Origin of the sequence: Apibacter adventoris (assembly GCF_002964975.1) — a bacterium.
Lineage (GTDB): Bacteria > Bacteroidota > Bacteroidia > Flavobacteriales > Weeksellaceae > Apibacter > Apibacter adventoris.
Genome location: NZ_PSZM01000041.1, coordinates 36,836 through 60,000, shown reverse-complemented (window position 1 = coordinate 60,000; position 23,165 = coordinate 36,836). Strand labels below are relative to the sequence as shown.

General features: G+C 27.5%; 17 protein-coding genes (1 of these 17 cut by a window edge). 10 read left to right on the top strand and 7 right to left on the bottom strand.

Features of this window, described 5'->3' with window-relative positions:
* The 6 genes from C4S77_RS08595 to hemL form a co-directional block, all read left to right on the top strand.
* Window positions 1–1,179, top strand: partial view of a peptide MFS transporter gene (locus C4S77_RS08595; protein WP_105193578.1) — the 3' portion only. It extends 330 nt beyond the left edge of the window; only the last 1,179 of its 1,509 coding nucleotides appear in the window; its start codon lies beyond the left edge, outside the window; the stop codon is at window positions 1,177–1,179.
* Window positions 1,180–1,197: 18 nt separating this feature from the next.
* A complete protein-coding gene (locus C4S77_RS08590; protein WP_105247198.1) occupies window positions 1,198–3,327 on the top strand; it encodes a peptide MFS transporter in 2,130 nt (709 codons plus the stop codon).
* A 331-nt stretch (window positions 3,328–3,658) separates the two neighbouring features.
* Window positions 3,659–4,081, top strand: coding sequence for a hypothetical protein (locus C4S77_RS08585; protein WP_105247197.1), 423 nt, complete (start codon window positions 3,659–3,661; stop codon window positions 4,079–4,081).
* 20 nt (window positions 4,082–4,101) lie between these two features.
* On the top strand, window positions 4,102–5,010 hold the full coding sequence (locus C4S77_RS08580) for a 1-aminocyclopropane-1-carboxylate deaminase/D-cysteine desulfhydrase (protein WP_105247196.1): 909 nt from the start codon (window positions 4,102–4,104) through the stop codon (window positions 5,008–5,010).
* The gene (locus C4S77_RS08575) at window positions 5,007–6,095 is read left to right on the top strand and encodes a glucosaminidase domain-containing protein (RefSeq protein WP_105247195.1); all 1,089 of its coding nucleotides are present in this window, start codon (window positions 5,007–5,009) and stop codon (window positions 6,093–6,095) included. The genes C4S77_RS08580 and C4S77_RS08575 overlap by 4 nt, the downstream gene beginning before the upstream one ends.
* Window position 6,096: 1 nt before the next feature.
* Window positions 6,097–7,389 carry a glutamate-1-semialdehyde 2,1-aminomutase gene (hemL, locus tag C4S77_RS08570; RefSeq protein WP_105247194.1) on the top strand — a complete coding sequence of 431 codons (1,293 nt, stop codon included), beginning with the start codon at window positions 6,097–6,099 and terminating at the stop codon, window positions 7,387–7,389.
* A 370-nt stretch (window positions 7,390–7,759) separates the two neighbouring features.
* On the opposite strand, the gene C4S77_RS08565 is transcribed toward hemL, so the two are convergent.
* Window positions 7,760–8,077, bottom strand: coding sequence for a DUF4286 family protein (locus tag C4S77_RS08565; RefSeq protein ID WP_105247193.1), 318 nt, complete (start codon window positions 8,075–8,077; stop codon window positions 7,760–7,762).
* Between the two features lie 10 nt (window positions 8,078–8,087).
* The gene (locus C4S77_RS08560; protein ID WP_105247192.1) at window positions 8,088–9,524 is read right to left on the bottom strand and encodes a nicotinate-nucleotide adenylyltransferase; all 1,437 of its coding nucleotides are present in this window, start codon (window positions 9,522–9,524) and stop codon (window positions 8,088–8,090) included.
* Window positions 9,525–9,559: 35 nt separating this feature from the next.
* Here C4S77_RS08560 and C4S77_RS08555 point away from each other — a divergent pair, with 35 nt between their 5' ends.
* The gene (locus tag C4S77_RS08555) at window positions 9,560–10,333 is read left to right on the top strand and encodes an MBL fold metallo-hydrolase (protein WP_105247191.1); all 774 of its coding nucleotides are present in this window, start codon (window positions 9,560–9,562) and stop codon (window positions 10,331–10,333) included.
* A gap of 110 nt (window positions 10,334–10,443) precedes the next feature.
* Window positions 10,444–12,540: a phosphate acetyltransferase gene (gene pta / locus C4S77_RS08550; RefSeq protein ID WP_105247190.1), complete on the top strand. Its 2,097-nt coding sequence runs from the start codon at window positions 10,444–10,446 to the stop codon at window positions 12,538–12,540.
* A gap of 168 nt (window positions 12,541–12,708) precedes the next feature.
* Here pta and C4S77_RS08545 read toward each other — a convergent pair whose 3' ends face one another.
* Entirely contained in the window at window positions 12,709–13,194 is a 486-nt protein-coding gene (locus C4S77_RS08545; protein ID WP_105247189.1) for a DUF456 domain-containing protein, read from the bottom strand.
* 106 nt (window positions 13,195–13,300) lie between these two features.
* On the opposite strand from C4S77_RS08545, the gene C4S77_RS08540 reads away from it, so the two are divergent.
* A complete protein-coding gene (locus C4S77_RS08540; protein ID WP_105247188.1) occupies window positions 13,301–14,551 on the top strand; it encodes a mechanosensitive ion channel family protein in 1,251 nt (416 codons plus the stop codon).
* 14 nt (window positions 14,552–14,565) lie between these two features.
* On the opposite strand, the gene C4S77_RS08535 is transcribed toward C4S77_RS08540, so the two are convergent.
* Window positions 14,566–15,129 carry a TetR/AcrR family transcriptional regulator gene (locus C4S77_RS08535; RefSeq protein ID WP_105247187.1) on the bottom strand — a complete coding sequence of 188 codons (564 nt, stop codon included), beginning with the start codon at window positions 15,127–15,129 and terminating at the stop codon, window positions 14,566–14,568.
* A 180-nt stretch (window positions 15,130–15,309) separates the two neighbouring features.
* Window positions 15,310–17,760 carry a TonB-dependent receptor gene (locus tag C4S77_RS08530; RefSeq protein ID WP_105247186.1) on the bottom strand — a complete coding sequence of 817 codons (2,451 nt, stop codon included), beginning with the start codon at window positions 17,758–17,760 and terminating at the stop codon, window positions 15,310–15,312.
* A 518-nt stretch (window positions 17,761–18,278) separates the two neighbouring features.
* On the opposite strand from C4S77_RS08530, the gene C4S77_RS08525 reads away from it, so the two are divergent.
* Window positions 18,279–20,282: a ComEC/Rec2 family competence protein gene (locus C4S77_RS08525; protein WP_105247185.1), complete on the top strand. Its 2,004-nt coding sequence runs from the start codon at window positions 18,279–18,281 to the stop codon at window positions 20,280–20,282.
* Here the strand turns inward: C4S77_RS08525 and C4S77_RS08520 are convergent.
* On the bottom strand, window positions 20,269–20,769 hold the full coding sequence (locus C4S77_RS08520) for a thioredoxin family protein (RefSeq protein WP_105247184.1): 501 nt from the start codon (window positions 20,767–20,769) through the stop codon (window positions 20,269–20,271). The two genes, C4S77_RS08525 and C4S77_RS08520, sit on opposite strands and share 14 nt — an antisense overlap.
* 93 nt (window positions 20,770–20,862) lie before the next feature.
* A complete protein-coding gene (locus tag C4S77_RS08515; RefSeq protein WP_105247183.1) occupies window positions 20,863–23,004 on the bottom strand; it encodes a TonB-dependent receptor in 2,142 nt (713 codons plus the stop codon).
* Window positions 23,005–23,165: the final 161 nt, after the last annotated feature.

Here is a 23,165-nt window from a genome sequence, read left to right as displayed (position 1 = left end):
GCATCTTCTCCTCATAATTTATTTTTTTTGGGAATAACTTTAACAGTTATCGGTACGGGTTTTTTTAAACCTAATATATCATCAATGGTAGGATATCTCTATAAAGAGGGAGATCATAGAAAAGATGCTGGGTTTGGTTTATTTTATACAGCTATTAATGTTGGAGCCTTAATTGGAGGAAGTATTTGTGTTGTATTGGGTAAAAGTCATTCATGGGCATTAGCATTTTTATCTGCGGCATTTGTTATGCTAATAGGACTTATAGTTTTTATTTGTACTAAAAGATATTTAGGACCTATAGGAACTTCCCCATTAAAAAATATATCTGTTACAAAAAGAAATACTTATGAAATATTAGTTTATATAGGAGCTATAGCAACTATTCCTTTAATTTTTCTTATGCTTAATAATACCAGATATACAGATATATTTATGTATACAATAGGGCCTTTAGCTTTACTATATTTTTTATTTCAATTTTATAAAATAAAAGAGCTAAAAGATAGGAAAAAACTTATAGCTGCATTATTATTAATCTTGTTTTCTATTCTGTTTTTTGCTTTATTTGAGCAAGCAGGTGGTTCTTTAGCTATCTTTGCTAAAGATAATTTGAGACCGTTAAACTTATATTTATTTAAAATAGATCCCAATGCTGTAAATAATGGAGCAAATTCATTATTTGTTATACTCTTTAGCACACCATTAGGATTATTATGGTATTGGTTATCTAAAAGAAAAAAAGAACCTAATACAGTAGTAAAGTTTGGTTTAGGATTTTTATTTGTAGCCTTATCTTTTTATACATTTTATAGCACCATATTTTTTGTTGATTCAAATGGGATTACTTCTATCAATATATTTGTATTAGCATATTTATTTATGACTATAGGCGAATTATGTCTTTCTCCAATTGGTTTATCTATGATTACAAGTTTATCTCCTAAGCATTTATCAGGAATGATGATGGGAATGTGGTTTTTAGCCAGTGCTTATGGCCAGTATGTAGCAGGTTTACTAGGAGCAGATATTTCAAATCCGGATAATAATGCAACGCGATTGGAATCCTTAATATCTTATACAAATGGATATCATACTTTAGCAATATATTCATTAATATTTGGGGTTGTAATTATTATTGTATCACCGGTGATAAGAAAATTAATGCAAGGGGTAAAATAAGTATTCACATATTGAAATATGAGCGTAACAACAAATAATTTTTTTAAAACTAAAGTATTAGGACATCCAGCTGGATTGTTTGTTTTATTTTTTACTGAAATGTGGGAACGTTTTTCATTCTATGGAATGAGGGTACTTCTCATAAATTTTTTAACTATGGCGGCAATAGGAACTAATCCTGGGTGGGAATGGTCTACTAATCATGCAGGCGCTTTGTTTGGAACCTATGCTATGCTATTGTATCTAACACCCATTGCCGGAGGAATTATAGCTGATAAAGTTTTAGGTTACCGTTGGGCAGTAGTAGTAGGAGCAGTAATTATGACTTTAGGGCATATTTCTATGGCTGTAGAAACAGAATTTTCACTTTATTTAGGTTTAGTATTGCTTATAATAGGTACTGGTTTTTTCAAACCGAATATGACCTCTATTATTTCAGAAATGTATAAAGATCTACCGGAAAAAAAAGATGGAGCATATACAATATTTTATATGGGGGTAAATGCTGGTGCTTTTTTTGGTATGATGCTTTGTGGATATCTTGCAGAAAAAGTAGGATGGAGTTGGGGGTTTGGCCTTGCCGGAATTTTTATGTTACTCGGTACTTTACAGTTTTGGTTAGCAAAGCCTTTATTTGGTAAAATTGGAGAGATTCCACAGAAAACAAATAGAAAAAATGAAAAAATTCTTAAATCAGATAATAATAAGACTATAGAAAATCATGAAGAAACAAAAAAGAATCCATTTACTTTAATGGATAAAATTCTTATTATTATTACATCATTTATAGGTTTGGGGTATGCAATAAATGATCCTTTATCTAAAATAGGGGATATACATATATTTCCGGAAGAGTTTATTGTAAGTAAAGACATTTTGTCTGGACCATTAGTACTAGCAATAATTGGATTAGTATTATTCATAATTTTAATAATATCCAGAGTATCCAGATATAATAAAATAATTAGGGATAGAATGATAGCAGTGATTATATTTGCTTTATTCACTATATTTTTCTTTGCCTCTTTTGAACAAGGAGCTACTTCTTTAGTGCTTTTTGCAAGGGATTTTACTGATAGAACTATGGAAGGGAATTCAGCAAACATTTATTTGATAGTAAATACCCTTCTTACAATTATACCCTTAGCAATAGTTTCATGGGTTTTGATTTTATTATTTAAACAAACAAGACATAAAATTTTATCCTCTAACATTGTGCTGGCCAGTAGTTTTCTTATTATTTGGGGAATTGTAATATGGATGTTGAATAATGATATTAGTTCTCATGCTTATGAAATAGAATACAAAGTTCTTAAAATACCAAAGATAGATAAAAAAACAAAAAAACAAGAAGTAGATAAAGAAGGAAATCTACTTTTTCAATACATTCCGATAACAGAGTCTTATGTTAATAAACCTTTAGATAAGATAGAATCATTAAAGACAACTATTGCTAGTAAAAATAATTTAAAAATAGGTGATGAAATAGCCATACACGGAGAAATAGGAGTAATGGTCCCTCTAAGTAATGAACAAGAAAAAAAAATAAGAGAAGATTATATTTCATCCAAAAAAGATTCGGGTATTATACATGCTAAAGTTTCTGAGCTTAGAGATAGTAAAATAGAAATAACTACTTCGTGGTTTAGTATTTTAAACTCATTTTTTATAATAGCATTTGCATCATTATTTACCAAATGGTGGGACAGTAAGTATAATCCAAGTGCAGCAGTAAAATACGGATTAGGTCTTATAATTATGGCTATTGGATTTGGAGTGTTAGCCTTTGGTTCTCAAACTATACCCCAAGGAGCTACAGCTGGCATGGTTCGGGTAAGTATAGTTTGGTTAATTTTAGCTTATTTATTTCATACATTAGGAGAATTATGTTTATCCCCAGTAGGACTATCATATGTAAGTAAACTAGTTCCTGGTAGAATGATAGCATTTATGTTTGGGATGTGGTATTTAGCCATAGCTATAGGTAATAAATTAGCAGCTTCTATGGGAGGAATGATTGAAGAAATAGCAAAAAAATCAAATATGACCAATTTTTTTCTCATTTTTACAATTATACCAATAATTGCAGGGATTATTGTCATATTATTAAATCCGTTATTAAAGAAATTGATGCATGGTGTTAAGTGATTTTTTTATATGAAGTATGATCTTTTATAACAACTATATAAATTATACTTAATTTCACTATAAGCCTTATTCATTTTAACAAAAAAAGACTTTAGTTATATTTATGTCTTTTTTTGTAATGTTGTAATTTTGGTTATTTTTAGGTGAGGGGTAATAAATAAGTTAATAAATACTTAAATAAAATAGACTAGTGAAGTAATGTAAGTATGTTCTATTTATTAACTATGCAAAAAATAGTGTTTATAAAAGTATAAATTTTTAGATGAGAGATGGAATCTATTTAAAAAGATTCGAAAATTACTAAAAAAATAGTTCATTAATAGATATAGTTATGGAAAATAAAAAAAATGATTTTAAAAAACATTACTACGCAAGAAAATATTTGTATGTTATTTTCGGAATAATGAATTCAGCTTTTTTATCATATCGGCGTCATTCTTCGAGTGATATCATTTCAATAATGTTTTTATTTGGCAATGTAATGATATTGATTAGTTATAATATGCCTTGTGTAACTATAGGAAATGATTATATTAAAATTATTATTGTTAGATTTATAAAAGTATTGTACATACAATTTAATGAAATAATTAATTACAATTATGATCAAAAGAAAATAGAAATATATTATAAATGTTCGTACTCTGGGGAAGAAAAAAAGGGAATTATCTATACCAATATCTTTGGTGAAAATGAAAAAGAGTCTCTTTTACAGGAATTAAATAAAATATGTAATAAAAAAACAAAAGAATAATATTTAAATTTATTTTATAATTGTCGCAAGTATTTATACAACCATTTCAATTTCCGGATTTAAAAACAGAACAACCTCTTTATATAAAAAGAGAAGATTTAGTACATCCAATTATTTCAGGCAATAAATTTTGGAAATTAAAATATAATTTACAAAAGGCTAAAGAACTTCAAAAAACAACTTTAGTAACATTTGGAGGAGCAATGTCTAATCATATTGTTGCAACAGCAGCAGCAGGAAAAGAAAATAACTTTAAAACCATTGGAATTATTAGAGGAGAAGAAATTCAAAATAAATGGAAAGATAATTTATCCTTACAGGAAGCCTATAGTTTAGGGATGAATTTTTATTTTGTTCCCAGAAAAGAGTACCGCCTGAAAGAACGTTCGAAATATATACAAGAAATATTAAAAACCATACATAACTATTATTTAGTACCAGAAGGAGGAACTAATTTATTAGCTGTGAAAGGAGTTTCGGAATTGTTAACTGAAGAAACGAAAAAATTTGATATAATTACTACCGCTGTAGGTACCGGAGGTACAATATCTGGTTTATCTGTAGGTGCATTACCTCACCAACATATTATTGGTTTTCCGGCTTTAAAAAATGCACAATTTTTAGTTAAAGAAATATTAAAACTTACTGAGAAAGAAAATTTTAACTTAAATTTGGCTTATCATTTTGGAGGTTATGCCAAAATAACCCTTGAACTTATTGAGTTTATTAATGATTTTTATCTTTTAAATCACATTCCTTTAGATCCTGTTTATACCGGCAAAATGATGTTTGGGTTAAGAGAAATGTTAAGGAAAGGTGAAATACCATCTCAAAAGAAGGTTTTAGCCATACACACTGGAGGGCTGCAAGGGATTAAAGAAATGAATAAACTATTGACAAAAAAGAATATTAAAAATATTATTATATGAAAAAAATAGTATTATTTCTAATAGTAATAATTTCTACAAATATAATATACGCACAAGAATCAATAAAAAAAGATGAGTTATATATTCAAACTTATGCCAGATTTGCAGTAGAGGAAATGGAATTATATAAAATTCCTGCTAGTATAACATTGGCACAAGGAATTTTAGAAACGGGTAATGGACAAAGTGATTTAGCCCAGTTTGCAAATAATCATTTCGGAATAAAATGTAAAGATGAATGGATAGGGGAAAGGATGTACCATGATGATGATTTAAAAGGAGAATGCTTTAGAAAATATTCTTCAGTTAGAGAATCTTATAGAGATCATTCATTATTTTTAGCTAATCGTTCATATTACAAGAAATTATTTTATCTAGATGAAAAGGATTATAGAGCTTGGGCTTTCGGTTTAAAACAGGCAGGGTATGCAACCAACTCAAAATATGCCTATATATTAATTAATTTAATTGAAAGATATCATTTAGATCAGTTTGATCAAATATCTTTGAATGAAGTAGATGCTAAACTAGCAGAAATGTTTCCTAATTTCATTAAAAATAGCACGTTTGTTAAATCGGAGCCTCAATCAATCAATTCGTTATCTAAAAATAACAAAGAAAACACAAATTTAGACTCTGAAATTTATATTGCATATAAAGGAGAACCGAAACAAGAAAGTTCATATAAACGTAATAAATCATTAATCGTTAAAGCCAACAATTTTGAATTTCCCAGTACAAGAGTTAAAATTCATCCTAATGGTAATTTAAAGTTTATTGTAATAAAAGAAGGAGACAATTTAGAGGACATATCAAAAGCGTATAATATTTCATTAAAAAATCTTAAATTATATAACGATTTAGCATTTCAAGAAGAATTGAAAATTAATCAAAAAATATTTTTAGAACCCAAAAAAAATGCAGGAACTATCAAAAAATATACCGTTAAAGAAGGAGATAAAATGTATGATGTTGCCCAAAATAACGGAGTTTCACTCATAGAGTTATATAAAAGAAATTTAATGCATCCTGGACAGGAGCCTAAAAAAGGAGATATTATCTTATTAAAAGGAAAAAGAAGTTAACATGCTATATCAGAGAAGTAGTGCTTTATTTAGAGAAGCACAAAAATATATACCGGGAGGAGTAAATTCTCCCGTTCGTGCTTTTAAATCTGTAGGGGGTGTTCCTATTTTCATGAAATCAGCAAAAGGTGCTTACCTACTAGATGTAGACAATAATAAATATATAGATTATATTAATTCATGGGGACCTATGATTTTAGGTCATACTCATCCTATAGTATTAAATGCTGTTACTGAGCAGTTAAAAAATGGATTTTCATTTGGAACCCCTACAGAATTAGAAACAGAAATAGCAAAATTAATTATAGAATCTGTTTCGGGTATAGATAAAATACGAATGGTAAATTCTGGAACAGAGGCTTGTATGTCTGCTATTCGTTTAGCACGAGGGTTTACTGCTAAAAATAAAATTATAAAGTTTGAAGGTTGTTATCATGGACATTCAGATGCTTTTCTAATAAAAGCAGGGAGTGGAGCTGCTACTTTTGGGAATCCTAATAGTCCAGGAGTAACTCAAGGAACAGCACAAGATACCTTATTAGCCGTATATAATGATATAGAATCTGTAAAAGCAGTTTTTGAAAATAATAAAGGAGAAATTGCAGCAGTTATTATTGAACCTATAGCTGGGAATATGGGGTGTATACCCCCTAAAAAAGGTTTTTTAGAAAATTTAAGAAAATTATGTGATGAAAATAAATCATTATTAATTTTTGATGAAGTAATGACAGGCTTTCGTGCAAAATTAGGAGGAGCGCAGGAATTTTTTAATATAACCGCTGATATTATTACATATGGTAAAGTTATTGGAGGAGGAATGCCGGTAGGAGCCTTTGCTGCAAGAAAAGAAATTATGAGTTTTTTGTCTCCTGAGGGTCCTGTATATCAGGCTGGTACATTGTCAGGGAATCCTATAGCGATGAGAGCTGGTCTTACTACACTATCTTTATTGAAAAATGATTTGCAAATTTTTGATAGAATAAATACAACTACTCAATTATTAGCTACAGAATTAAAAAATATATTTAAAGAAGCAGGAATTAAGGTTTGTATTAATCAATGTTCTTCTATGATGACTGTGTTTTTTGGAAGATTAGAAGTTAATAACTTTGAAGAAGCTTCAATGGCAGACCATAATATGTTTAATAAATACTTTCATTACTTATTGAAAAACGGGATTTATTTACCTCCTTCAGGTTATGAAACCTGGTTTATTTCGGATTGTATTAAACAAGCAGAAATTGATAAAACATTAGAAATAAGTAGGAAATTTATCTCATATCTTTACAAATAAACATATCAAATAAAAATTATTCAATATTTGTTATAATATATGAAATTTTTTTTATTTTGATTCCTCACTTTGTTTATTATTTTTTTGTATTTTATTAAAAAATATAAATGAACAATAAGTGTTTAATGGGTTTATTTAGAAAGATTGAGAGGATGCAACTTGTTTCTGAAAAATGTTATTCATAAACTTTGCGACATATAAATAATTATAATTTATGTAGAAAAAATTAGGATGAAATATTTGTAAAATTTAGTAAAGAAGAAAATATTGATTTGAAATATTTAATTATTCATTTTACAATAAAAAATAAAGTAATTATTGAAGAAAGAGGCAAATGTTTGATTTGAAAAATAAACATTAATAAAATAGGTTAGAAATCAAAAGTTTCGATAACTTCTAATTCTGTTTTAAAAGATAAAACCTGAGTTCCAAATTTATTGGAAATTAATTGAACAAGTTTTTTAAAATAAAGTTTATAATATTCTTCCATATTTTTTTTACTATTAGTAAAATATTGAAGAGAATATGTACATCCGGTCTCATCTGAATGAGAAATAACTTTAGAAAAGATAACTTTAGAAAATCTTCTAGATGCGTATACTTCTGGAATTAAAATATCTTTTACCCAAGCCTGCCAGTTTTTTTCTATAAAATATTCTACATGAAAGCTTTCGGAATATATAATCATAGATAAAAAATTATTGATTAGTTGTTAATAGTGTACCCATAGAATAGCCAAACATACCTCTTTCTTTAATCATATCTGCAACTTCTTTTGGTATTTGATCTTCCCATCCAGATTTTCCCATAGCAATTTGAGCTAGAATCTTCTTACCATAAATTTTAAGATAGGAATCATTATAATCTTTAATATCTACAATTCTCTCATTTTTTTTGAAATATTTATATAAATCTTTTAAGCTTTCATTTACTTTTAAATTCTCAGAATTGAGAAGTTTTTCAGTTTCAGGATCAATATATGGATAAAGATAAATTTTCATTTGTTGTTTAAATAATTTACCAAAAGCTTCCATAATTCCACCGCTCAAGTTAGTATAATAATTTTCTTCAAAAATATCCAATAAATTATTTACTCCCATAGAAATACCTATTTTCTCAGTAGAAAATCTACTAAAATAATCTACTAATCGAAAATATTCTGAAAAATTTGAAATTAAAACCGTATATCCTAATTTTCCTAAAACATCTGCTCTATCTAAAAAATCTTGTTCATTTATTTCTCCAGCAGCACGTAAATTAGATAAGGTAATTTCAAATAGAACCTTTGTATTATGATTATTTACATTTTTTTCTTTCTTAAACATTTTAAGTCCTTGATTACACATATCAATATTTACATTAGTTACCGGACGAAAACTTCCTCTTAAAGCAAAAATATTTTTTTTATACAACTCATCAGCAGGAAGAACATTTTTTCCATTAGGCTCAAAAACAACAGCATCTGACATACCATTTTTCACTAATTGCAAACTCATCAAACGATTATCTACATGAGTATACCCCGGACCGCTAAAATTAATCATATCAATTTCTAACTGATCAGTACTTAGTTCATCATAAAGGGAATTAATAATTTTTTTTGGGTCATCGCTATAAAAAAAAGCTCCATAGATTAAATTTACACCTAATATGCCTAAAGTTTCCTGCTGTAATTTAGCGTCATTTTCATGAAAACGTATATGTAGTATTATCTCATTATAACTTTCTGATTCGTGTAGTTGAAAACGAATACCAACCCATCCATGCCCTTTAAAAGTTTTATTGAAATTAATGGTAGTTACGGTGTTGGCATAAGAAAAGAATTTTCTACCCGGGCAATTTGTTCTGTCAATACGATCCTCAATTAAATTAATTTCATGATCAAGCATTTTAATCAATCTTGTCTGAGAAACATATCTATTATCAGGTTCTTTTCCGTAAATAGAATCGCTAAACTCCTTATCATAAGCAGATATTGCTTTAGCTATAGTTTTAGAAGCTGCTCCGGCCCTAAAAAAGTATCGTACAGTTTCCTGACCTGCACCAATCTCAGAAAAAGTTCCATAAATATTCTTATTTAAATTGATTTGAAGTGCTTTTTGTCTGGGAGTTAATACTTGGTTAGGCGAAAGCATATTTTTAAACTTTTGTTCGTAAATTTACAAAAATTATGGTACTACAAAAAAGTAATATAACATTCTTAGGAACAGGAACATCCCAAGGAATTCCGGTTATTGGTTCTAATCATCCCGTTTGTAAATCCACAAATCCTAAAGATAAAAGATTGCGAACTTCTGCAATAGTTAAACACGGGGGATTAGATTTATTAATTGATTGTGGACCTGATTTTAGACAACAAATGTTACGAGAAAATAGATCCAATGTTGATGCTGTGTTATTAACTCATGAACATACAGATCATGTAGGGGGATTAGATGATTTAAGACCTATAAATTTTATAAAAGGAGAAGATATTCCTATATACGGATTATCAAGAGTGTTAGAAGATGTTAAGAGACGTTACTCTTATGCTTTTGCAGAAAATAAATATCCTGGTGTTCCTTCCTTTCAACTATATCCGGTAGAAAATAATTTTGAAATTAATCATATATCTATAAAACCTATTCATATTATACATGGAAAATTACCTATCTTAGGCTATCGTATAGGAGGATTAACATATATAACGGATGCTTCTTTTATTAGAGAAAAAGAAATAGAAAAAATAAAAAATTCTGATATTTTAGTGATTAATGCTCTTCGTTTAAATCCACATCATTCACATTTCAATCTAGCTCAGGCACTGAATATAATTGAAAGATCTAGTCCTAAAAAAGCTTATTTAACTCATATAAGTTTTCATTTAGGATTTCACGATGAAGTACAGAAAATATTGCCGGAAAATGTTTTTCTTGCTTATGATGGATTACAATTAGATTTTTGATTGTGTTGAATATAAGTTAAAAAATATTAAACAAATTATAAAATTAATTTTTGCATCAATATATTTCGATGCTTTTTGTAAGTTTGTAAAGATGCATAAAAAAATGGTAAATGAATAGATCAGTATACATTGCAACTACAAGTCCCGATAGTGGAAAATCTTTAGTTAGTTTAGGAATATTACAAATGGTAATGAGGCAAACTCCGAATGTAGGTTACTATAGGCCCATTATTGATGATGTGGAGGAAGATATTAAAGATAATCATATTGAAACTATGATTTCATATTTCAATTTAAATCAAAATTATGATGATGCCTATGCTTTTACAAAAAGTGAAATAATTGATTTGCAAAATAATAATAAACTGGATGATGCATATGATATTATTATTCAAAAATATAAAGCTCTCGAGGATCGATATGATTTTGTACTAATAGATGGAACTGATTTGTCAGCAGAAAGTACATCTCTGGAATATGATTTAAATGTGGTTATAGCAAAATCATTAAATATACCTGTAATTTTAGTTGTTAAAGATTCATTTAAAAATTCACATGATTTAAGTAAAAATGTAAGTCTTGAAGTAAATAATTTTCTAAAAAGAGATAATAAAATAATAGCGGTAATTATAAATAAAAATATTAATCCGATAGAGGAAGTAATTGAAAAATCTAAAAAAAGAATAAATGACGATTCCGTGTTAATTTCAGTTATTCCAAAAGATATTTCCTTAAGCTTTCCTACTCTTAAAGAATTGTCTGATACTTTAGGGGCTAAATTATTATACGGGAAAGACAATTTGGATCGTCCTATTAAAAAATTTATAATAGGAGCTATGCAGTTGTCTCATTTTATGAATTACGTTGAAGAAGATTGTGTTGCAGTTGTTCCTGCTGATAGATCTGATCTAATAGCAGGAGTTGTACTTTCTAATTTTTCAAGTGGTTATCCTAGAGTTTCCGGATTAATTTTAACAGCTGTTCGCAACTTAGATGCAAATATTATGAAGTTAGTAGAAGGTGCTAATATAAATCTTCCTATTATGGCTGTAGAATCTGGTACTTTTGAGACCGCTTCTACTACCGCAAATATTAAATCTACTATTTATCCTGAAAATATAACTAAAATTAAAAGAAGTATTGATTTATTTGAGCAATATGTAGATATTCCGGAATTAGAAAAAAAAATATCATCTTTTAAAATTGGGGGTATTACTCCTAAAATGTTTCAGTATAACTTGTTAAGAACGGCTAAAAAAGCACAAAAACATATAGTATTGCCGGAAGGTGGAGATGAAAGGATCTTAAGAGCTGCGTCTATGCTTGCAGATGATGAAATTGTTAAACTTACTGTTTTAGGCAAACCCGAAGAAATTAAACAAAAAGTCATTCAATTAGGAATCAATTGGAATGAAAATTTTATATCTGTTTTGGATAATACTGAAAATGATTTGTTAGAAGATTATGCTAATACTCTTTATGAATTAAGGAAAGATAAAGGAATGGAATTAGCTCAGGCTAAAGATTTAATGTTGGATGCTTCCTATTTTGGAACAATGATGGTTTACAAAGGATATGCAGATGGAATGGTTTCTGGAGCCCAAAATACTACAGCTCATACAATAAGACCAGCTTTGCAATTTGTTAAAACAAAACCGGGGATAAAAACAGTTTCTTCTGTTTTCTTTATGTTATTACGCGATCGGGTTTTAGTATATGGAGATTGTGCGGTAGTTCCTAATCCAACATCAGATCAATTAGCAGACATAGCTATTTCTTCAGCACAAACTGCTAAAGCATTTGGGTTAGAGCCAAAAATAGCCATGCTTTCTTATTCATCAGGAAATTCTGGTTCAGGAGAAGAAGTGGATAAAGTAAGAAAAGCTACAAATTTAGTTAAATCTTTACGTCCGGACTTATTGGTGGAAGGACCCATACAATATGATGCTGCTGTTGTGCCCAGTGTAGGAAGCAGTAAAATGCCCGGTTCATTAGTTGCCGGACAAGCAAATGTGCTTATTTTTCCGGATCTTAATACAGGTAATAATACATATAAAGCAGTACAAAGAGAATCAGGAGGACTTGCATTAGGACCGGTTTTACAGGGTTTAAAAAAGCCTATAAATGATTTAAGCAGAGGAGCCAAGATTGAAGATATTTATAATACCGTGGTTATAACTGCAATTCAGGCAGAAAATGACCAATAAAGAAATATTTTCTTTGTTTAAAGTTTGAATATTTTATAACTTTTTTCTAATATAAAATGTAAATATCATTGAAGATATTTACATTTTTTTGTAATATTAAAAATTATGATGAAAATTAGATTTCTAAAATAGAATAATAAATAAATATACTCTGTTTTTCCATAAAGGCTAATAAAATATATAATGAATAAAAATAATAGTTATTAATATTCCACATACTAAAATATTAGTTCCGATGCCCAAGAAAAAACCTATAAATGCCCCTAAAGATGCTTTAAAAGCTTTTTTATAATTTACAGCGTCATTAATTAATTCTCCCAAAAGAGCTCCTAAAAATGGACCTAATATAAATCCAAAGGGTATGAAAAAACCTAAAATTATTCCTAAAGTTGCCCCAATTGCTCCATATTTTGATCCACCAAATTTTTTAGTACTTATAATCGGTATCAAATATTCAGTAATTATAGCTAATAAAGTTAAAATAGCACCAAAGACAATCCACCACCAACTTAAATTATTACCTAAAGGACAGAGTTTATAAATTAATAGTGCCGCAAAAGCTATAGAAGGGCCTGGAATAAATGGCATAACTGAGCCTACAATACTAATAATTATAAGTAGAGAGATAATAACTATCCAAATAGTATATGTCATAAAAGTATATAGATTAACAATCAATAAAGGTAAATATTATTTTTAAATATTTTTCATATAAAATCTTCTATATTTAATACCTTTACCCGTTTAATATTGTTGATATATGGATGGGGCAACTAATCTAAAATTAGAAAATCAAAATACTATAATTGATAATTTACATAATTATATAGCTAATCATTTTCCTGAAAGTACTATATTATTCTCACAGATTTTTATTAAAGTATTGATAGTTCTTAGTATTTTTTTATTGTTGGATTGGTTTCAGAGGAAAGTGCTTCTTAAAATTGTACAAAGAATAATACCTAAAACTAAAAATATATGGATGAATACATTTATGAAGAAAAATGTATTTACAAGTTTTTTTCATTTGCTTCCATTAGGTATTTGTTATTGTTTAGTTCCGGTTATATTTTACCATCATCCTCAAAGTTTTCATATTCTTGATCTGGTATTTAGTATTTTCTTAATTATATTTCTTTCAAAATTTATTATTTGTGTTATAGATTCTTTTACAGAAATAAAAAATCGAGATAAGAGCTATCGTACAGTTGCCGTAAAAACTTTTTCAGAGTTAATTAAAATACTAATTATATTATTTTCAGGATTTATTATTATATCAATTTTATTTAATTTAACCAGTTCTAAAATTTTTACTTTTTTAGGTGCAATTATGGCTGTTATTTTACTGGTATTTAGAGATCCTATTTTGGGTTTAGTTACAGGTATTAATATAGCCGGATCTAAACAAATAAAAGTAGGTGATTGGATATCTATTCCTAAATATGGCACAGAGGGAAGTGTAAAGGAAATTAATTTAGTAACAGCTAAAATTCAAAACTTAGATAAAACCATTTCAACAGTACCTACATATGATCTTATATCAACAGAAGTTAAGAATCATGAACCTATGAAAGTTTCGCATACCCGAAGAATTAAAAGATCGGTTTTATTTGATTTCGATTCAATTAAATTTGTTGACGGAAGTTTAATTAATAAATTAATGAAAATCAGTTTATTAAAAGATTATTTATTGCAAATAAAAGGAAAAAGTAATTTATCTGATTTGAAAAATTCTGAAGGGCATGAAAGTAGACACGGAATAACTAATTTAGGAATATTTAGGCATTATATGAAGATATATTTATTAAAAAATCCTAGGATTTCTACGAAAGACACAATTTTAGTTAGGCACTTAGAACCAACGGTTTATGGATTGCCTTTAGAAATATATTGTTTTGCTAATACCTCAGTTTGGTTAGAATATGAAGAAATTCAAGCTAATATATTTGAGCATTTGATAGCATTGTCTTCAGAATTTGAATTAAAAATAATTTTAACTACAGCTTCTTAATTTTATAGTGTGTTTTATATCTCTTTGAGCCCTTTTTTTGTAGCAATTGACCTAGTAACCAATTCAAAAAAATACTTTTGACAGTTTGCTTTTAAAAATTCATCTTCATTTATATTATATAAAATCATAACTATGTAATCAATAACTAAGTCTATTTGAACTTTTGAGCGGTATAAACCATCTTTAATTCCTGATGCTATATTGTTTTTAATAATATCTTTTATAAAAATATTTTGTGTTTTTAAAAGTTCAGTATAAATATTAGGATAAAATTTTTGAAGTTGAAAAGAAACTTTGTCTTTTTTATTAAAATAAAGGGAATTTTCAAAAATATATGAGAGTTGTGCTATTGGGTTTGAAATATGAGTGATTTTATTTTTAAATTTTTCAATAAATTCATTCATTTGTTCATTAAAAGATTGTTTTATAAGATCTTCTTTGCTGGTAAAATGTTCATATAAAGTTTTTTTAGACATTCCTAACTCGTAACAAATCATGTCCATAGTAATAACTTTTACTCCAATTTGGCTGAATAATTCTAATGATTTAGAAATTATACGTTCTTTTGCAACATCCATGGTCAAAATATTTAATTATAAACGGAGAATATTCTTTACTAAAATAGAAAAAAATCACATAAAATTATGTGTAGAAATATAATAATTTATATTTTTCGTTTTACGATTTAGTAAATTAAATGAGTCTTTTAAATAAAAATAAGGGTAGAAATTATTCTACCCTTATTTTATAATTATATCTTAAAAGTCATAACTAACACCAAAGTTCCAAGTTCTTCCATTACCAAAGTATACTTGATTATTGGTATCTATGCCTTTGAAATTTTTTCCACTAGCATCAGAATCACCATTTCTAAGATTAGTGTTGGAATATGTCATAAATACATCATTTAATGCATTATTTACATTAGCTCTAAAGCGTAATGAAGCGTTTTCAAAATGAAGGGTATATGAGGCTCCTAAATCTAAAGTAAAATAATTGGGAAGCTCAATTAAACTAAATTTTTTATTCGCAGCTATGCGAGTTACATCAAAATTAGAATAAAGTTTTTCATATCGGTTTAAATCAGCATCAAAAGAAAATCCTGCAAAGGGTTTATATACTATTCCTACTCCATAACTAAATTGGGGAGCATTTGCTGTTTTAATTCCGTCTAATAAAATATCTTTTTCATCCAAAATATTAGATAAATTATTTGCATCATAAATTGTTGAATGAGCATTCCCATTATATTCCCACTTTCCTAAAGATAAATGTCCTTTAAAATTCAATACACGGAAGGGTTTGGCAAGGAAATCAACTTCGATACCTTGATGTAATTCATCAATACCGGTACGGTTTTCTAATCTATTAGTTTGTTGATTTGAAATTGTTTCTGTACGGTTATTCCAACTTGTTCTGTAAAGGTTAATGTTTAAATCAAAAAAATTATAGTGAAGTTGATATCCTACTTCTACTCCTACTATTTCCTCATTATCAGCCAAAGTATTTACATCATTTTTGTAGTTTAGGAATAAATTATCCTGAAAAGGTTGCCTGGAATAGTAACCTGCATTTCCAAAAATATTATGATGGTTATTGATTTTAAAGCTTATACCTCCTTTAATATTGTATCCTGTATTGTTTAATGTTTTCGATTTTTGATTTCCCGGAGTATAATTAAATCGGTCTTTTCTTGAGTTATACTGTTCTGAAATAGATCCTTGAATAAAGGTAGATATGAATTTATTTACATATTCAACTTGTCCAAAAGCTCCCAAGTATTGTATGGTTTCATCATAATCATAACTAATTCTTTGGTTTTTATTTGCTTTTCGGAATAGGGCACTCCAAGGGTTAATGCTATAGGTCTTCATAGCAATATTGGATCCATTTACATTATTAGAATTATTATCTACTATACCGGATAATCCTAAAAAGTTATGCGCCTGTTGAAAATGGGTTCCTGTATAGGTTCTTCCATCAATTCCTAAATTAAACTGGAAATTATCATTTATTTTATGATTAAAGTTAGATACCAATCCATACCATTCATGGTTGTTTATAGAAGTTCTTATAATATAATTATTTTTTCCGGAACCCAAACCATCAGTATTATTAATCATATTGTAATCTTCTACTACATTCCAGTTAATAGTACCATTTTCTTGGTTTCTACTTCCGGGAATAGCATTGAGGTTTTGAGGTGAAGATTGATTCTGATTTTCAATATATTTAGATCCAAATCCTCCTGTACCACCGCCTCTACCCCAAGAGGCATATAATACGGTAGATAGGCTACTTTTTTCACTCATTTGCCAATCCCAGTTAAGATTAGCGACTGGTTTTTGATAATAATTGGATCTTAATGATAGTTTTTTTCCGTTTAGTATTCCTTCATTTACATTATATTTATAACCATATCTTTGGTAATCTGCAATTTTGGTATAATAATTTTGATCATGTTTTTGAGGTGCTCCATATATCATAAAGTTAATATTATGTTTCTCATTGGGTTTATATCCGATAGATAAAAAATATGTTTGGCCTTCACCTTTTGTTCCCCGATTATATCCATCTCCCCTCCAGGTAGAGGTTAAAAATGATACTCCCCATTTACCATTCAATCCACTGTTATATTCATATGTTGCCTTCCAATATCCGTCATTTCCAGTTAAAAAACGAGCACTAGAACCTGCTTTTTTTTCTGTAGCTTTTGTTACTATATTTATGGTTCCTCCTACGGAAGATATTGCTAGTTTAGAAGATCCTAAACCTCTTTGTACTTGAACTACATTAGCAATATCCGTCAATCCAGCCCAATTTGACCAATATATATTTCCATCTTCCATCCCATTTACAGGTTGTCCATTAATTAATACAGCAGTATTAGACTGGTCAAATCCTCTAGTAATCATTTTAGAATCTCCAAATGCAGTGGCGTCATTCACATAAATAGAAGGAGTATTTTTCATAATGGCAGGAAATTCAAGATTTCCGCTTTTTTCCTGAATTTCCTTTTTTCTAATAACAGAAACAGCTACAGGAGTTTGTCTGTCTTTGGCTACATCAATAACCCCTTTACCTATGATTATAACATCATTGATTTCTTTAATTTTTGTTGAATCTGTTTCTAGATTTTGTGCATTTGAAAATACAGTTAAATAAATTGCAAATAGGGCAGAGACCCATGTCATTTTTTTGAAGCTCATACAAAATCAGTTTAAATTAGTTTAGTTGTTGCTTGCAAAAATAAACGTATTATTTAATTTGTTAAAATTTAATTAAAAAATTAATCAAATTTTCATACTAATAATTGAATACCATATAAGTATGCAGCATTTGGATTAGGAAAAGTTCTGTTTTTATGATTATATTTGTTCAAGCATAGAGGAATATTAATTTAATTAATATTTTATCTTCGACATTAAAAAAAGGAGAATCGACAATTATGTAAATCATAAAGCAATGAAGAAAATATTGGAGTTAATATTTCGGGAAATTTAAAAAAATCTTACATTGCAAGGGAAATAATGTACTAGATAATTTGGTTTATCATTTTCTTAAAAATCCAAAAAAGAAAAGATTAACTATGAAATTATAAAGAGAAATTATAATTAAAAGAAAGTCGGTTATATTTTTTTTATTATTTGATCTTAAAAATTAATTAAAAAATAATATCCTGATTCTTAATTTGTTTAAGAATCTATATGATATATAAAAAAATTAAATGCATATTGGTAAACATCCATATTCATTTTATTTATTATTTCTTATCTTAGGAATATTTTTATATCCCTATAGTTTTTTTTCATGGAAAATATGGTTTACGATTTTAATTCTGGTATTTCTTCTTTCAATATTTATATTTAATTCTATCCGTTTTAAAATTTTATTCTCTGTTTTATCGTTATTTTGTTGGTTTCTTCTAGGGCTTATTATCGTGGGAATAAATACTAATCAATCCGATAATCATTATAGTCATTTTATAGAAAAAAATAAGAAGCAATATATTTCGGTTGTCATAGATGAACAAAATAATTCAAATGAAAAAAACAGAAAATATACAGCAGAAGTTCATTCAATTTCGTATAAAGGGAAGTTAATTCATACTTCAGGGAAAGTGCTATTGTTATTTAATAAGATAAAAACTGATTCTATTTTAAAAATAGGAGACGAGTATGGAGTGATAGTTAAAATTCAAGATCCTTCAAAAAATTTAAATCCATATCAATTTAATTATAAAAATTATCTACAAAGAAATTATATTTCTAATCTGGGAATAACCTACCAAATAATTTATCAAAAAAAGCATTCTTCTTTATGGTATAAAATTAAAAATATAAATCAACTTCTATGTCTTAAAATTGATTCGTCCTATTTAAATTCAGATTCAAAAGAGTTTTTAAAAGCTTATTTGTTGGGCAATAGGTCGGATATGAAAAAAGATAATATTCAGGCATATTCTAAAGCGGGAATCATGCATTTAATTGCAATTTCAGGCATGCATATTGCTCTAATTTTTGGAATAATTTTCAATGTTTTAACCATATGTTTTTCTAAGAAAAAGAGGGTAATAATTATTATCTTTTCTTTAGCATGTGTATGGTTATTTGGCTGTTTTGTTGGTCTGTCTTCTTCTGTTTCCAGGGCTTGTTTAATGATTACTATTTATTATGTTTCAGATTTATTGAAAAGAAATCCTGGGGTTTATCATAGTTTATCATTATCTGCTATTATTATTTTACTTTATAATCCATATGAAATTTATTCTATAGGTTTTCAATTAAGTTATGTGGCTGTATTTTTTATGTGTTGGCTAAATCCTATTTGCTTAAAACATTTAAAAACTCAAAGTAATACAATAAATAAGTGGGTTATAGAACCTTTATCAATAACAATTGTAGCGCAAATAGGAACCCTTCCTTTGGTTTTATATTATTTTCATCAATTTTCTTTATTATCTATTCCTGCAAATATTTTAATCATACCTTATACTTATGTTATAACTTACTCTTCGATAATAGAATTAGGTGTAGTTTATCTTCCTTATAATTTACAATTTTATTTTAATTGTTTTTATAATTTTTGTACTCAATTATTAATAAAAGGAAGCTATTGGATATCTTCTTCAGATTTTGCTTCATTCAAAGGTGTTTATTTTAATGAAATAGAAATAGGATTTTTATTTCTTGCTTTGGTTTTTACAAAATTTTTCCTACAAAAACCTAAGATTAAAAATATCATTCCTATTTTGATATTTTTATTTTTATTTCAGGTCAATAGATTATGGGAGGAATATAAAATTTCCAAAAAAGAAAACTTTATTGTATTTCATCAAAATAAATATCCATTAATAGGGTTTAGAAAAGGGAAATTTTTATGGGTATTAAAAGATAAGAATGAAGATCTAATAAAAATTAAGCCGGATATAATACAGCCTTATGCAGATGGAGAAGGAATAAAACAATTGAAATATCAAGATATAGATTACAAAAAAATTTATATATGGAAAAATAAGAAAATACAAATTTTAAATAATACTCATAAAGATATATGTGATTCTATTACCTATTTAGTAAGTCCGATTAGTTTAAATACCTATAAAGACATAAGTTCAATAAAAAAAATTATTAAAACAGGTATGAATTTTTATGAATTAGATAATGAAAAACAAATGTCAAATTTAAATGTTTGGAATACACAATATCAGGGAGCTTTTATTGTTCCTTGACCTGATATTTTTCTAATTTAATTTTTAAATCTTGAATAATTTTTAAAAATTCTTCCGCTTGAAAATAGCCATTTATAATGGTTATGGTTTGCCCTTTATTATCAACAAAAGCTATAGAAGGATATATTAAATTTCCTCCCAATATAACATAAGCAAGTGATTGTAAACCACTTCTACCATAATTTACCCACTTATATTCTTTTCCTTTAAAACTGATATTCAGTTTAGATTCAGCATTAAGCTTTACAGGAATAAAATTTTCGTTAATAAATTGTGCGACTTTTTCGTTATGAAAAGTATTTTTATCCATAAGTTTACAAGGTCCACACCAATCTGTAAATACATCAACGAGTAAAAACCTTGAATCTCCATTTAACTGTAGGCTGTCTGCTTTTTGAATACTATTCCACGTTATTAAATCTTTTTCTTGTCCCCATGCTGATAGGGAACTTAAAAATAATAGTATAAATGCTAAACCAAACCTCATATTAAAAATTTAATTAAGCAAAAATATATATTATAATAAGGAAAATCAATTATTTTTTAAGTTATTTTTAAATAATTAAAAAAATTAAGAGTATTATAATTTTATACTAATCCCGATTAAAAAATTAAATCCAGCTTGTGGATAATAATAGGGTATATTATCAGAATAGTAACCATTATTTTCGTATAGGTTATTAAAAATATTATTCAATAATAATTTTAAACTTAAATTTTTTATTTTTAATATTTTAGGGGAATATTCTAGGCTGATATCAGATGTATAATATCCTTTTAATTTTCCATTTGTAGGTTCTTCATTGTTTAGGTATTGGCTGCTTATATATTGATGAGACCATTTTGCAGTTAATTTTTTTAAAGGTATCCATTGAATTGATATGTTCCCTATATAATTTGGAGAAAATGCTATATCAGTATTTCCTAAATTATGAATAACAGATTGAATTTCTTTTTTAAAATTTATATTTTTATTTGTACTTATGGTTGAATTAGCTAAGAAAGTTATTTGACTAGAAAATTTATATTCTGCAGATATTTCTATTCCCATTCTATAACTTTTACCACTATTTTCTCTTATAAAACTACCCACATCATTAATTTTCCCACTTAAAACTAATTGATTTAAATAATACATTCCGTATCCATTAATTGAATAACTGAAATTTGAAAAATTCTGTTGTACTCCTAATTCTATATTATGTAAAAGTTCAGATTTTATATTTTCATTGCTTAATACATCATTTCTATTCGGCTCTTTTTGAGCCATTCCGTAAGTTAGGTATACATTTCCAGTTTTAAATGTATAAGTAACACCTATTTTTGGATTAATAAAATTATAGTTTTTGCTAAAATATAAAGGTCCACCATTTTTATATATACTTTCTCCTCCGGGAACATCATGTCCTGAATAATGTATATTTCTGTATTGAACATCTCCAAAAAGATTACAATAATCAGAAATTTTATAAAGAGCTTTTATATTTCCGCTAATTTCATTTTTTAAAGCCTTATTCCTATAATACTCATGATCTGGTGTGCTTTCAGGAAAATATTCTGCCCATATTACTTTTCCGAAATGTTTTCCATCATAGGTGTTGAATCCTAATCCTATTTCGAGATTCCATTTATCAAATTTACCTATTAAATGATTCGTTATACCATAAAAATTATTTTTTAACCATTGTCTTCTAACTAAATCAGTAGTTGTTATAGTATCTTGGCTTAAAATTATATTTTTTAGTTTATAATTTTTCAATTTAGAATTCTGTTTATATTCCTCATAATATCCTTTTCCTTTAACATAAAATAGTGTTGATTTAAGTTTCCAATTACCATTTATTTTATGCTCTCCATATAAATGATAATTATCTTGCCAATAATTATCTGTTTCATTATTATAATATCGAATAATATTTCCATCAGAATCATAAATGGCACCACAAGAATTAAAAGTTCTTCTTTTTTTCATATTTTCATAATCAATACCATTCCATGCTTGATATGTTTGTTGCTTTCCTCCAAAAACCATAAAACTAATTTTTGTTTGTTGTTTTTCATACATTCCATTTACATAATAGGAAAATAAATCAGAAAAAGCTCTATCTAAGTATCCTTCAGATTTAATAAATGAAATACGAGCATCCATTTTTAATAAATTATTATAAAATTTTCCTGATCCTAAGGCAAAGGTATGTTTATGCGTATTAAATGAACCTACGGATTGATCTGTTTGAAAATATGCACTATCTTCAGGATAGTGTGTTTTTATGTTAATGCTTGCACCGAAAGAACCTGTTCCTTCAGTAGAAGTACCAACGCCTCGTTGTATGGTTATATTAGATATAGATGAGGCTAGATCGGGCATATTAATCCAAAAGGGACCTTGTGATTCAGCATTATTTAATGGTACATCATTTAATGTTACATTGATGCGGGTTTGGTCACTTCCTCGAATTCTTATATTGGTATATCCTATTCCGGAACCAGCATCGGATGAAGAAATTGCAGAAAGACTATTTTTAAGAAGATAAGGAATATCTTGACCCAAATTTTTATTTTCAAGTTGTTTTTGTGTAAATTTTTCCTTACTTATAGGTGCTTTTGCAGAGATAATGATTTCCTGAATATTTTTTTCTAATGAATCTTTTTTTTGTTGTGCTTTACTGTATGCTCCGGAAAGTATAATAATACTTAAAAGTATAAAATCTCTTTTTTTCATATTTTAAAATATTAAAAAAGAGGTTTGTATAATATAAAAGAAAAAAGATTTCAATTTATGAAACCTCTGTGTCTAAGATTTCCCTTGGCAACATTACTTGCCCAGGTTCTTAGGGTATAATCTCAGCTATTTTTACAGCACCCCCTTTTTATTTTTTACAA